11 protein-coding genes and 1 pseudogene are annotated in these 12,288 nt (G+C 69.8%); 2 read left to right on the top strand and 10 right to left on the bottom strand.

What is annotated here, in order from left to right; translation table 11 throughout:
- Positions 1 to 135 precede the first annotated feature (135 nt).
- Positions 136 to 915 carry a GntR family transcriptional regulator gene (locus tag IE277_RS16700; RefSeq protein WP_189953107.1) on the top strand — a complete coding sequence of 260 codons (780 nt, stop codon included), beginning with the start codon at positions 136 to 138 and terminating at the stop codon, positions 913 to 915.
- A 431-nt stretch (positions 916 to 1,346) separates the two neighbouring features.
- Here the strand turns inward: IE277_RS16700 and IE277_RS16695 are convergent, their stop codons facing one another.
- Positions 1,347 to 1,616 carry a hypothetical protein gene (locus tag IE277_RS16695; protein WP_229881600.1) on the bottom strand — a complete coding sequence of 90 codons (270 nt, stop codon included), beginning with the start codon at positions 1,614 to 1,616 and terminating at the stop codon, positions 1,347 to 1,349.
- Positions 1,617 to 1,954: 338 nt separating this feature from the next.
- On the bottom strand, positions 1,955 to 2,518 hold the full coding sequence (locus IE277_RS16690) for an ATP-binding protein (protein WP_189953310.1): 564 nt from the start codon (positions 2,516 to 2,518) through the stop codon (positions 1,955 to 1,957).
- A 261-nt stretch (positions 2,519 to 2,779) separates the two neighbouring features.
- Here IE277_RS16690 and IE277_RS16685 point away from each other — a divergent pair, with 261 nt between their 5' ends.
- Positions 2,780 to 4,090, top strand: a complete 1,311-nt coding sequence (locus IE277_RS16685; RefSeq protein ID WP_229881599.1) for an NsdA family TPR-like regulatory protein — start codon at positions 2,780 to 2,782, stop codon at positions 4,088 to 4,090.
- A 630-nt stretch (positions 4,091 to 4,720) separates the two neighbouring features.
- Here the strand turns inward: IE277_RS16685 and IE277_RS16680 are convergent.
- The 8 genes and pseudogenes from IE277_RS16680 to pdhA form a co-directional block, all read right to left on the bottom strand.
- Positions 4,721 to 4,945, bottom strand: coding sequence for a hypothetical protein (locus IE277_RS16680; protein WP_373310803.1), 225 nt, complete (start codon positions 4,943 to 4,945; stop codon positions 4,721 to 4,723).
- A 239-nt stretch (positions 4,946 to 5,184) separates the two neighbouring features.
- A complete protein-coding gene (locus IE277_RS16675; protein WP_189953100.1) occupies positions 5,185 to 5,631 on the bottom strand; it encodes a hypothetical protein in 447 nt (148 codons plus the stop codon).
- A 279-nt stretch (positions 5,632 to 5,910) separates the two neighbouring features.
- Positions 5,911 to 6,390 (bottom strand): annotated as a pseudogene (locus IE277_RS16670) (potassium channel family protein); the annotation flags it as partial.
- Complete coding sequence (locus IE277_RS16665) at positions 6,387 to 7,736, bottom strand: molybdopterin molybdotransferase MoeA (RefSeq protein ID WP_189953098.1); 1,350 nt, start codon at positions 7,734 to 7,736, stop codon at positions 6,387 to 6,389. The pseudogene IE277_RS16670 and the gene IE277_RS16665, both read right to left, overlap by 4 nt.
- Positions 7,733 to 8,644, bottom strand: a complete 912-nt coding sequence (locus IE277_RS16660) for an NTP transferase domain-containing protein (protein WP_189953096.1) — start codon at positions 8,642 to 8,644, stop codon at positions 7,733 to 7,735. Before IE277_RS16660 ends, IE277_RS16665 begins: the two co-directional genes overlap by 4 nt.
- A 70-nt stretch (positions 8,645 to 8,714) precedes the next feature.
- Positions 8,715 to 10,121, bottom strand: a complete 1,407-nt coding sequence (locus tag IE277_RS16655) for a dihydrolipoamide acetyltransferase family protein (RefSeq protein ID WP_189953093.1) — start codon at positions 10,119 to 10,121, stop codon at positions 8,715 to 8,717.
- Positions 10,121 to 11,125: an alpha-ketoacid dehydrogenase subunit beta gene (locus IE277_RS16650; RefSeq protein ID WP_189953091.1), complete on the bottom strand. Its 1,005-nt coding sequence runs from the start codon at positions 11,123 to 11,125 to the stop codon at positions 10,121 to 10,123. Before IE277_RS16650 ends, IE277_RS16655 begins: the two co-directional genes overlap by 1 nt.
- Positions 11,122 to 12,276 (bottom strand): pyruvate dehydrogenase (acetyl-transferring) E1 component subunit alpha, encoded by a 1,155-nt coding sequence (gene pdhA / locus IE277_RS16645; protein ID WP_189953089.1) that lies wholly within the window; start codon positions 12,274 to 12,276, stop codon positions 11,122 to 11,124. The genes IE277_RS16650 and pdhA overlap by 4 nt, the downstream gene beginning before the upstream one ends.
- Positions 12,277 to 12,288: the final 12 nt, after the last annotated feature.

Below are 12,288 nucleotides of genomic sequence, written 5' to 3'. Positions count from 1 at the left end.
ATCATCTAATTCTGACGTCACTTGTCCTTATGAGTTACGACTATGGGGCTCTGTACGGCGACAGCGCAAGTACTTATGCTGACGAGTGATGTCGCGCGTGCGACGTGCCTACGACCACAACCCGGAGATACCGAGATGTCGGAAATCCAGCGCCCCGGAGCCCTCTACCAACAGGTGGCAGCCGCGATCCGAGAAGCGATCCTGTCGGGCGAGTTCGCGCCCGACTCCCTGTTGCCGTCCGAAGCCCAGCTCATGGCCCGGTACGGCGTTTCGCGGCCGACGGTCCGCAACGCCATCGCGGCTCTGCGCGCGGAAGGACTCATCGATGTCCGCCACGGCAAGGGCAGCTTCGTACGCGCCAGCGGACAGCCCGTCCTCACCATCGAGCGCCGCATCAGCCGCACCGCCGAGGGCAAGTTCGCCATGCCCAACGGCGACATCTGGCAAGAGGCCGAGCAGCCGAGCACGTACCGCACCCGCACCACGAAAGACACCGGCCGACTGCTCCAACTCGGCGAGGAAGAAGCGCTGTTCGGCTGTGACCGGCTGCTCATCGACCCCAGCACCGGGACGCGCGCCATGCACCGGACGCTGATCCCGTTCGAGGTCGCAGAGACCGTCCCGCTGCTCGGCAAGGAGCCGTGCAAGCCTCCGGCCGCCATCTACTGGGTACTCACCCAGGCCGGGCACACGCTCACCTGGACCGAGACCGTACGCGCGCGCATGCCCCTGCCCGACGAACGCACCACGCTCCAGCTCCCGGACGCGACCCCGATCCTGCACGTTGCCCGCATCGCGCACGATGCCGACGACCGCCCGCTGTTCCTCGAACAACTCCGCTTCGGCGCCGACCGGGCCGAACTCGCCTACCGGATCACCGCCGACAAGCAGCCCGCGCGACACACCCGCGCCTGAGCACCGACGAGAATCGGTCGAAACAGCCTTCACTTCCTCAAGGGCGCGCCTGCGGCGCGCCGGGGCGCCCGGCCGCCCCGGCCGGGCGTGCGGCGTGGACGCCGGTCCCGTCCGGTCGGCCGACGCCCCCGCCCGCAGCACGCCTAACAAAGCGGGGCGCCGGCCGACCACCGGTGCCGAGTCTCGGGCGGTCCCGGCCTCGACGTCCAAGAACACGGAAGCGTGGTTGCTGCCGGTGGGTGGCTGAGCGAGACATACGCGCGCCAGCCCGTTCGTCACACGGCATCTTCGTGGCTGACTTTCCGTGGCTGAGGCATCAAGCACGGCAGGAGTTGAGCCAAGCAGACGAGCGCCAGCCAGCCGCCGCGTGTCGCGGGCCAGGGCGCCGGGGAGAGCCGCCCCCGCAAACCCTTCACCAGTACGTGGGCACCTCACGCTGCACCACCGTCGCCGTCTGCAAACTGCTGTAGAAGCCCGGCGAGTCGGATCACGGCAGTGGGGTGACCCACCAGCCGCACCACTCCCCGACCGTCGTCGTCCGTCGCTGCGACGGCCCGCAACTCGGACGGCTCGAAGCCCGATCCGAGGAACGCAAGGTTTGCTTCGTCGGCAGCCTCACGGGCCTCACGCCAGCCCGTCATGTAGTCGACGCCGCGCACCCACAGACCGAAGTCCGTACCCGTCACGTCCGAGCCGTCCATGGGCCACTCAGCCCCCGCGCCAGTCACGTTGCCACTCCCGCCTTGTAACGGTTCATCAACTCTCTTGGCACCAAGGCGAATGCACAGCACAACGACCCCGGTACCATCAGGCACCGGGGATCGTCGTGTCCCCTCCCGGACCACCCCGGTTGCTGCCAGGCGCGGGGTGGTCCGGTCTCGGAATGGGGTTGTGAAGCGTGGCTCTCGGGGCCGCCGAGTGGGGAACCCGGCGGACCGTCCCCCAAGAGCCACGCTCCGATCGCCAGAGGGATCATCCCCCGGCCCGGTCTGCCACCCGCTCCTGAGGGAGCAACGCGGAGGCGGCAGACCGGAGATCATCAGGGCTGACTGCTGACGTCCCCTCCGTCGAGATCGAAGCGGCACCAGACCGTCTTGCCGCCCTGCTGTTCTGGCGTCCACCAGACCGCCGACGCCATCCGCTGGGCGAGCATCAGCCCACGGCCGTTGTCAGGTAAGACCGCTTCTGAGAGCTCCGTCATCAGCTCTGGCGAGTAAAAGTCGCCCATGGGCAGCAGCGGGGGTGTCGAGTCCTCGTCCGTGACCCCGATGAACAGCCACTTCGGATACCGCTTGAAGGTCACATCGATGCGCCGGAGGCCGCCGGGACGGGCCCGGCAGCTGTCCGGCACCGCGTGGTTCACGACATTTCCGACCAGCTCCGAGACGACCAGCCGCGCGTCGTACATGACCTCCTTCGGAACCGCACCGCGAAGGAACACGGACGTCGTGTCACGTGCGACACGGGCCGTGCCACGGCACTCGGCGAAGAGGGTCAACGCCAGGAAGTGCCCAATGGACGGATCCGGCGCGACGAACCAGTGGGCGTATGCGTCTAGATCGTGCGCGAGGTCTTCAGACCGCCGAGTTTTCCTCGCGTCCATGACCATGACATGGACCACCATCTCTGATCACATCCTGCCGAGGCTCTCCCGGCAGGGTGACCCGAGGGTGCACCACAGCGCCCGGCCGTGACTCCCCCCACTTGGGGACCCCCCTCTTGGGGACCCCCTGGGTACACTCGCGAAACAGGTAGGGCGCGATGATCGAAAAAGAAGACCGAACAGGATCAGACGTCAGGTCAGTCACAATGGGGAAGTGAGATGACCACAACTGCACCCACACCGGCAGCTCTCCCGCCTCACGTGCTGGAACGCGCAGACGTGCGGTCGGCGATCGCCAACCACGACTTCGGCGAGGTCTTCAGACTCGCCAAGATCCACGGAAATGTCAGCTACGCCAAGATCGCCGAGGCTGTCGGCTACAAGAGCGAGCACATCGGCAAGATGGCCCGGCCAGAGACCGACGGCAAGGGTGTCCGGCCACGGATCATCCAATTCCACAAGATCCTTGAAGTAGTGGACGGCCTCCGCATCCCCGGTCATCTCGCAGGACTCGCACCACGCCCGTGGGAGCTGGACCGACCGGCCAGGACTACGCAGCCCGAGGACCCGAGCGCTCTGATAGCGCAGGGAGGCGCAGGCATATGGGACATCGCAGAGATGCTGCGCCGCACGGAGATGTCCAGCATCAACAGCGCCGCCCTGGAGTCGATCGAACAGGGCATTGATCAACTGGCCCGTGCCTACCCGTACGCCGACGCCGACTACCTCCACGAACGCACCCGCAACGGACTCCAGTACGTCACCAAACAGCTCGAAGGCCGCATGACCCTGCGCCAGCACCGAGAGCTACTGGTCGACACCGGATGGCTCTTCCTGCTCAACGCGTGCGTCCAGTACGACCGGGGCCAGCGCGAAGCAGCCAACCTCAGTAAGGCCGCCGCACTCCGCATCGGAGAGGAAGCCGGGCACGGCGAGATCAAGGCATGGGCATGGGAAATCGAGGCATGGTTCGCCCTCACCCAGAGCCGCTGGCAAGACATGCTCAACGCCGTCGAGGCCGGACACATGGCGGACCAGACTCACTCGGTCGGCGTACAGCTCTACGCACACAAGGCCCGAGCCGCAGCACGCATGGGTGACGGCCGTCTCGTCCGAGACTCCCTAGATGCCGGCCGAGCCAGGCTGGACCGACTCCCCAAGCCTGACCACCCCGAACACCACTTCATCATCGACCCCGACAAGTGGGACTTCTACGAGATGGACGCCTACCGTCTCCTCGGAGACGACGAGCGCGCCGCCGCCCACTCCCGATCAGTCATCCGCATCAGCACCGGCCCGGACGGGACCGAGATCTCCCCCATGCGCGCCGCAGAGGCCCGCCTCACACTCGGAGTCGCCGCCGCCCGCATGGGCGAGATCGAGGACGCCATCGGCATGGGCACCAAGGCCCTGGAAGCCGACCGCAAGTCCCTCCCGTCCCTGCTTTTAGTCGCTGACGAGCTGGACAAGGAACTCAGGTCCAGGTATCCCCGCGAAGCCGCCAGCCGTGACTTCCACGAGCAAGTGATGACGATCAAGCGAGGGGCCGTCAGTCCCGAGCTTCCGTTCTGATCAAGGCACCCACGAGTCGGGCCCACATAGGAAACCTTAGATGAAAAGTTAATGTCTGAGCTGGATCTGAGGTTGCCGGAATCGGAACTGAATGTGTAAAGCGATTTAGAGTCCCCTCAAATCCTGGCGCAAAATGCATCTCAAACGCCCGAAATCTGACTATTTGGCGGGACTGAGTAACGCAACACAAGATGATCTTGGCGTGAAATGACCCATGCCTGACCGGGCGGTCGATACTCACTCTTTGCCTGGCCTTGCCTTTTTGGGTCGCTACCTAAAAATTACATTCGGGGGATATGTTCATTTTCGCCGCACGCCTGGACGGGCCGCATGTCTTTACTCGGAACGTCGTGACCTCAGTACGCCGCCACGGTTCAACCCGACTGGAGCAAGCGGCCCCTGTTGGCGGTCAGGATCTTAAGTCAAGACATTTGGAGAAAGTTCAGATCAAAGCCGCCATGGACGAGATCTTGGAACTCTGGGCGGACCAACAAGAGACCAAAGCCCCGTCATCCCCGTTGAAGATCTCCGCGACTTGTCGGACAGTTTGGGCATCGAACTACCCGGTGACCGGCCTGGAAGAGGCACCTGCCGAACATCATCGGTAGGCGCCTCTCTTGTGCTTGTTGATCACACCGTCCAGGAGTCTGCCGGGTCGTCCAGCCAGACGCTTTGCCCTTCTGCCGTGACGGTGAGCCCGAAGCGTTCGCGGCTGGTCCTGTCGTTGTTGAGCCACCAGTCGTAGGCGGCTTCGGCTTCGTCCCACAATCGGCGCGGGCCCGATTGCCAGACACGGGCCGCGCTTCGCCTGCGGCCTCTGGCCGAAGAGGCCGGATGCTGGCTGGGCGGCTTCATTACGCGTCCTGCTGCCCGGTCTTCAGGTATTTGAGGCGTGAGCGTTGGTGGGGCGTCGCGTGGCGGTGGCGGAGATATGGAGCCGAGCGGCGGCGCAGTGTCGGCGACGGGTGAATCGTGACCGTCGCCGACACGCCGGGCGGTGTGGCAACTCCATGTCCCGCCCCGTCGCGGCACCGGGCCCCGCGTCAGCCACCCTCCGGCGGTGGACGCGGGGCCCGGCTTTCACGTCATGCGCCTCAGAAGATCGATGCGCGGACGGTGGCCTTGGCCTCGGCGGGGTAGTACTCCTTGGTTCCCGCGAACTGGGCGGTGAACCCCGTGCCGAGTGCCTCGATCCACAGCTGTGGGTCGCCGATGTTCGAACCGGCGCTGAGCTGGGCGACGCCGTTGGGGTCGGTGGCCGTCCGACCGAGTTCCTGGCGGCTGGTGGTGAGGATGAAGACGATCTCCTTGTCCTGGAGCGGTTCGCCGTCGGTGTCACGGAGCGTTGCCTTTACGGTGCCCGTGGCCTGGCCGACGACGGTTCCCTTGGTGGCGGTCGCCTCAAGCCGGACGTGCTTCTTGACGACCGGGGTGGCGACGCTGGCGGTGCTGCCGCCGGGCTGCTGGCCACCCTGCATCTGCTGCCACTTCATGAACTCCTGGAACTTCTGGAACTGCTCCAAGTCGGCTTGTGTAGTCATCGAGACGGTCTCCTCTTGCTTGTCGTGCACTGGGTGCTTGCGGTCACGTCGACCACGCAACAAGCCTGGGCATATGCCGCAGGTAGCCGTCACTGGAAGTCGGCCAATCGGCTCACCCTAATCTCGAAAGAGTGTTCTTCTCATCGAAAAAATGTTCGCACTGCATTTGCCTGTTTCTCTCGTCACCTCGGGTCTAAGCAGTCCGACTACTCTCCGTGGCAATCTTTCCGCTTCTCAGTCGAAGGACAGGCAGCCGCCTGCGGTGCGGGTCCCGCCCAGCAGAGCCGACCGCCCCAGCCACGACGTACCCCTTGTTGCGGTTGTGGCGCATCTAGCAAACCGTTGACTCCAGCGGTTCAGGCGCCATTCGTCCCGGGTGCGTTCGGTGAGGACTTCCAGCGTGGTGCCGACCAGGATGATCAGGAACAGCACGCGCAGGGGCGTGATGACGAAGATGTTGGTGAGCCGGGCGCCGTCGCTGACCGGGGTGATATCGCCGTATCCGGTGGTGGAGAGCGTCACGGTGGCGTAGTAGAAGGCGTCGAGCAGATCGACCGAGTCGTTGGCGTTGTCGTGGTAGCCGTCGCGGTCGGCGTAGACGACCAGCGCGGTGGCGACCAGCACGAGCAGGGCCATGAGGAGCCGTTTGACGACCTGACGGATCGGGCGGTCCACCACTTTCGTCGGGAGTCTCACCCGATGGGTCACCAGATGATCGCCGGGCTGCCGGGCGATGGCGTCATGGCCCGGAAGTTTCACGTGAAACACACCTCGATCCCGGCAGCCGCCCACGGCAGGTCCAGCAGCTCTGTTTCCTCACCCTGCCGGGCCCCGCCGGGCGGTACGACGGCGAGTGCGTCGGCGGCCGCGATACCGCGGAGCATGGCCGGACCGTTGTAGTGCAGCGGCGCGGCGCGATCGCCGCGCAGCACCACCGGGACGAGCCGGGTGTCGTACGGATGCCCGTGCACCGCCTCCGTGAGCGGCAGCGTGTACGGCTCGGGGGCCGGGTGGGCGGCCAGGGTGCGCAGCAGCGGCTCGGCGAGCGTGAGCAGGCCGGAGACGGCCGCGAGGGGGTTGCCGGGCAGGCCGACGAGATGCCGGCCCTCCTCGGTGCGGGCCAGCACCATGGGGTGGCCGGGGCGCACCTTGACGCCGTCGACGAGCAGTTCGGCGCCGATGCGTTCCAGGACGGGATGGACATGGTCGACGGGTCCCCCGGCGGTGCCGCCGGTGGTGACGACGAGATCGGCCGAGGAGCCGGTGATGGCCCGCTGCAGGGCCGCGGCGTCGTCGCCGATCCGGCGCACGGCGACAACCTCGGCACCGAGCGCGCGCAGCCAGGGCGGCAGCATGGGGCCGAGCGCGTCCCGGATCAGCCCGTCGCGCGGCAGGCCCTCGGTCAGCAATTCATCGCCGAGGACGAGGACTTCGGCACGGGGACGCGGTACGGCGGTGACGGAGTCGTATCCGGCCGCTGCGGCCAGGCCCAGGACGGCGGGGGTGACCACGGTGCCGACGGGCAGCAACTGGTCACCGCTGCGGCACTCCTGGGCGCGCGGGCGGATGTCCTGGCCGTGCGCCAGCTCCCGTCCGGCGTGGAGCCGGCCCTGAGTGTCGGTGCGTCCGTGCTCGCTGCGCAGCACCGCGGTGGTGTCGGCGGGGATCCGGGCGCCGGTCGCGATCCGCACCGCCTCACCGTCGGTGAGCGGCTCCGGCTGCGCGTGCCCGGCGAGCACCCCCTCGTCCCGTACGTCCCAGGGGCCGGGCCCGGCGACCGCCCAGCCGTCCATCGCCGAGGTGTCGAAGGGGGGCAGGTCGGTGAGCGCCTCCAGAGGGGCGGCCAGGACAAGGCCGAGAGCGTCGCCGAGCGGCACGGTGACGGGGGCGCGCCGGACTCGGGCGCGCCCGGCACGGGCGGCGATCTCGCGGGCCTGGCGCCAGGGGATGGCCCGGTGTCCCTCGCCGTGCGCTCCGGGCGCCGGTGCGGGCACCTGGCCCGTGGGGTCGTCCTTGGCTTCCCTCACCAGGGCCAGGGCCTCCTCGACATCAAGGTCGTCGCTGTCCTCGGCGGGCGCCCCGGCCCGCGTTCCAGGGGCCGTCATCCGGCGTCCGGGGCGCTCGGGCCCGTGCCGCCGTCTCTCCCGCCCGCGTTGTTCTCTTCCTCCCAGCGCAGCGCGAGCGCGGCCGCCTTGCGGGCCGCCTCGGCGACCGCCTCAGGGCCGCCCTTGCCCTGGGCCGCGGCATAGCCGACGAGGAAGGTGGTCAGCGGGGCGGCGGGCCGGGCCACGCCGTGCGCGGCGTCACGGGCCAGGTCGAGCAGGGTGCCGGTGTCAACATCCAGGTCGATGTCCAGCTCGTTCTTGACTGCGGAGATCCATTCATCCAACACGTGCCCATGCTCCCTGATGCGTGCCCTGGCGTTGACGAGGTCGTCCCAGGTGTCGCAGTCGAAGGACGCGAGCGGGTCCGGGACGCGGGTGAGGCGGAGGGCCCCGGTCAGCCGGCGCAGGGGCAGTCCGGTCAGGCCGTCGGGCCCGGTGGCGAGGGCGGCCAGCTCGCGGCGGAGCGCGGCGGTGCGATAGGCGGCCACGAGCGGCTGGTCGCGGCCGTCGGCGTCGGTGAGCAGCGCGCCATCGGCTCCGGTCTCGCCCAGGACGGTCAACAGGTGCCGCAGCGTGGCCGGTCGGAGGAAGGGCAGGTCGGCGGAGAGGACGACGGCGTGCTCGGCGGTGGTGAGCCGCAGGCCGGCCTCCAGCGCGGCGACCGGTCCGGCGCCGGGCGGCTCCTCACGCGCCCAGCGCACCGGCCGCGCGGTGGGCCGCCGGGCGGCCACGACGACGGTTGTGCCGGCGCCCGCGCAGGCCGCGAGGACCCGGTCGATGAGCGCCCGGCCGCCGACCCGCAGACCGGGTTTGTCGGCCCCGCCGAGCCGCCGGGCGGCGCCGCCGGCCAGCACGACGGCGTCGTACGGCACAGGCGTCCCGAAGGTCTCGGGGGTGTTGTCGCTCACCCCCCGAGTATGTCCCGGGCGGCCCTGCTTGTATCCGCCCGTGGGGCCCTCCGTCCGGGCCCCGGGGGCGTCAGAGCGTGCGCAGGAGCACCACGGGCTGCTCCACGCAGTCCGCCACGTACCGTAGGAAGCCGCCGGCCGTGCCGCCGTCGCAGACCCGGTGATCGAAGGTGAGCGAGAGCTGGACCACCTGACGGACCGCCAGCTCGCTTTCGTGCACCCATGGTTTGGGGATGATCCGCCCCACGCCGAGCATGGCGGCCTCGGGGTGGTTGATGATCGGGGTGGAGCCGTCGACGCCGAAGACCCCGTAGTTGTTCAACGTGAAGGTCCCGCCGGTGAGTTCCCCGGGGGTCAGTGATCCGGTGCGGGCGGCCTCGGTGAGCCGGGCGAACTCGGCGGTCAGCGACTCGGCGTCACGCGCGTGGGCGTCCCTGACGACCGGCACGACGAGCCCGCGCTCGGTCTGCGCCGCGAACCCGAGGTGGACGTGGTCGAGCTGGACGACCTCGCGGGCATCGAGGTCGACATACGAGTTCAGCTCGGGGAACCGGGCGAGCGCGGCCGTGCAGATGCGCGCGAACAGCGCGAGGACGGAGATCTTCGGTCCCCCGCCCGCGTTCAGCGCGGCACGCGCGCGCATGAGTTCCGTCGCGTCGGCGTCGACCCAGCAGGTGGCGTCCGGGATCTCCCGACGACTGCGGGAGAGCTTGTCGGCGACGGCACCGCGCACGCCCTTGAGGGGGACGCGGATGCCCGCGGCACGCGGGGCCGACGAGGCGGGCGCGGGCGGGGTGGGGACGGCGGAGGCCGCCGCGCCGGGCGCCCCGGCCGTACGGCTGCCGGGCGCCGCCTTGGCCGCCCGCAGGACGTCCTCGACGTCCCCACGCAGGATCAGCCCGTCCGGGCCCGACCCCGCCAGCTGCCGCAGGTCCACACCGCCCTCACGGGCGAGCTTGCGCACCAGCGGGGAGATCACGGGAACCGGGCCTTCGCAGCGCAGGGCCTCGGGAGCGGGTGCGGGCGCGGAGGAAACAGGGACGGGTTCGGGGGCGGGTGCCGCAGGCGCGGAGGGCGCGGGCGCGGAGGGCGCGGCCGCGGAGGGCGCGGGCGCGGACTTCGCCTGCCCGTTCGCGGCGGCGGCCGACCGCACCCGGCGGCGGCGTGCCGGCGCCTCGGAGGTGCCGTAGCCGACCAGGACGTTACCGGAACCCTCCGGCTCCGCCGCCGACTCGCCGACAGCCACCGTCAGCAGTGGTGCGCCGACCGGCAGTTCGGTGCCCTCCTCGCCGAAGCGCGCGGTGACGACACCGCCGTAGGGGCAGGGCACCTCGACCATCGCCTTGGCCGTCTCGACCTCGACGACCGGCTGGTCGACAGCGACGACGTCACCGACCTCGACCAGCCAGCGGACGATCTCCGCCTCGGTGAGACCCTCGCCGAGGTCGGGCAGCTTGAACTCCAGCACCTGTGCCATCAGCCCTCGGCCTCCCACTGCAGCCGGGCCACGGCGTCCAGGATGCGGTCGACGCCGGGCAGATGGTGCCTCTCCAGCATGGGCGGCGGGTAGGGGATGTCGAAGCCGGCCACGCGCAGCACCGGCGCCTCCAGGTGGTGGAAGCAGCGCTCGGTGATCCGGGCCGCGATCTCGCCGCCCGGCCCGCCGAACCCGGTGGACTCATGGACGACGACCGCGCGTCCGGTGCGCCGCACGGCCGCGCAGACCGTCTCGTCGTCGAACGGCACCAGCGAACGCAGGTCGACCACCTCCAGGTCCCAGCCCTCGGCCTGCGCGGCCTCGGCGGCCTCCAGGCAGACCGGCAGGGAGGGGCCGTAGGTGATGAGCGTGGCGCTGCGGCCCGAGCGCCGGACGACCGCCCGGCCGATGGGCTCGACGTCCGTCGGATGCTCGGCGTCCCAGGTGTCCTTGGACCAGTACAGCCGCTTGGGCTCCAGGAAGACGACCGGGTCGTCGGAGGCGATGGCCTCGCGCAGCAGGCCGTAGGCGTCGGCGACGGTGGCGGGCGTGAGGACGTGCAGTCCGGGCGTGGCCATGTAGTACGCCTCGGAGGAGTCGCTGTGGTGCTCGACGCCGCCGATGCCGCCGCCGTAGGGGACGCGGACCGTGATCGGCAGGGGCATCCTGCCGCGCGTGCGGTTGCGCATCCGGGAGACATGGCTGATGAGCTGCTCGAACGCCGGGTAGGCGAACGCGTCGAACTGCATCTCCACCACCGGCCGCAGCCCGTACATGGCCATGCCGACGGCGGTGCCGAGGATGCCGGCCTCGGCGAGCGGGGTGTCGGTGCAGCGGTCCTCGCCGAACTCCTTGGCGAGGCCGTCGGTGACCCGGAAGACCCCGCCGAGGGTGCCGACGTCCTCCCCCATGACATGCACGGCGGGGTCGGCGGCCATCGCGTCGCGCAGCGCGCGCGTGAGGGCCTGCGCCATGGTGGCGGGCTTGACGGCCACGGTGGTCATCGGGCACCGCCTTCCCGCTCGCCGTGCTGCTCCTGCTCGGCTTCCAGTTCGGCCCTGAGCAGGGCGCGCTGTTCGCGCAGTTGCGCGGTGGTCTCGGCGTAGACGTGGTCGAAGAGGGACATGGGGTCGAGTTCGGGATCCCGGTTCATACGACTGCGCAGGTCGGCGGCCATCTCCTCGGCGTCCTGCCGGGCGGCCTCGATGCCGGCCTCGTCGAGCAGTCCGCGGGCGGTCAGCTCCCCCTCCAACAGTTGGAGGGGGTCGTGCGCACGCCAGGTCTCGATCTCCGCGTCGCCGCGGTAGCGGGTGGCGTCGTCGGCGTTGGTGTGGGCGTCGATCCGGTAGGTCACCGCTTCCACCAGGGTCGGGCCGCCGCCCGCGCGCGCGTGGCGTACGGCGTCGCTGAGGACCTCGTGCACGGCCGCCGCGTCGTTGCCGTCGACCAGGCGGCCCGGCATGCCGTATCCGACGGCCTTGTGGGCCAGGGAGGGCGCGGCGGTCTGCTTGGCGAGCGGGACGGAGATCGCGAAGCCGTTGTTCTGCACGAGGAAGACGACGGGTGCCTGCCAGACGGCGGCGAAGTTCAGCGCCTCGTGGAAGTCACCCTCGCTGGTGCCGCCGTCGCCGACGAGGGCGAGCGCTACCACGTCGTCGCCCTTGAGGCGGGCGGCGTGTGCGAGGCCGACGGCGTGCGGCAGCTGGGTGGCCAGGGGGGTGGAGAGGGGGGCCACGCGGTGGGTGTGCGGGTCATAACCGGTGTGCCAGTCGCCGCGCAGCAGGGTGAGCGCCTCGACGGGGTCCACGCCCCGGGCGACGACGGCGAGGGTGTCGCGGTAGCTGGGGAAGAGCCAGTCGCGGTCCTCCAGCGCGAGGGCGGCGGCGACCTCACAGGCCTCCTGGCCGGTGCTGGAGGGGTAGACGGCGAGGCGGCCCTGCTTGGTGAGCGCGGTGGCCTGTGTGTTGTAGCGGCGGCCGCGCACCAGCTGGGCGTAGAGCCGGCGCAGCAGGTCCGGGTCGGCCTTGGCGGCCGCCTCCGTACCGAGGACGCGGTAGGGCTCGGCGTCGGGCAGCAGCGGCGCGGGGTCCATACGGGGCTGCCAGGCGGGCGGCGGCGAAGGCCGGTACGCGCCCCGCTGCTCCATGACCGTCATGACGGCACCTCC

This window comes from Streptomyces alanosinicus (assembly GCF_014650595.1).
Taxonomy (GTDB): Bacteria; Actinomycetota; Actinomycetes; order Streptomycetales; family Streptomycetaceae; genus Streptomyces; species Streptomyces alanosinicus.
This window is presented reverse-complemented; position numbering and strand designations above follow the sequence as displayed.

Bases quoted from the DNA above. Each gene is read 5' to 3' on its own strand.
- IE277_RS16700 (WP_189953107.1), top strand. From the start codon at position 136: ATGTCGGAAATCCAGCGCCCCGGAGCCCTCTACCAACAGGTGGCAGCC.
- IE277_RS16695 (WP_229881600.1), bottom strand. From the start codon at position 1,616: ATGGACGGCTCGGACGTGACGGGTACGGACTTCGGTCTGTGGGTGCGC.
- IE277_RS16690 (WP_189953310.1), bottom strand. From the start codon at position 2,518: ATGGACGCGAGGAAAACTCGGCGGTCTGAAGACCTCGCGCACGATCTA.
- IE277_RS16680 (WP_373310803.1), bottom strand. From the start codon at position 4,945: ATGAAGCCGCCCAGCCAGCATCCGGCCTCTTCGGCCAGAGGCCGCAGG.
- IE277_RS16675 (WP_189953100.1), bottom strand. From the start codon at position 5,631: ATGACTACACAAGCCGACTTGGAGCAGTTCCAGAAGTTCCAGGAGTTC.
- IE277_RS16665 (WP_189953098.1), bottom strand. From the start codon at position 7,736: ATGACGGCCCCTGGAACGCGGGCCGGGGCGCCCGCCGAGGACAGCGAC.
- IE277_RS16655 (WP_189953093.1), bottom strand. From the start codon at position 10,121: ATGGCACAGGTGCTGGAGTTCAAGCTGCCCGACCTCGGCGAGGGTCTC.
- IE277_RS16650 (WP_189953091.1), bottom strand. From the start codon at position 11,125: ATGACCACCGTGGCCGTCAAGCCCGCCACCATGGCGCAGGCCCTCACG.
- pdhA (WP_189953089.1), bottom strand. From the start codon at position 12,276: ATGACGGTCATGGAGCAGCGGGGCGCGTACCGGCCTTCGCCGCCGCCC.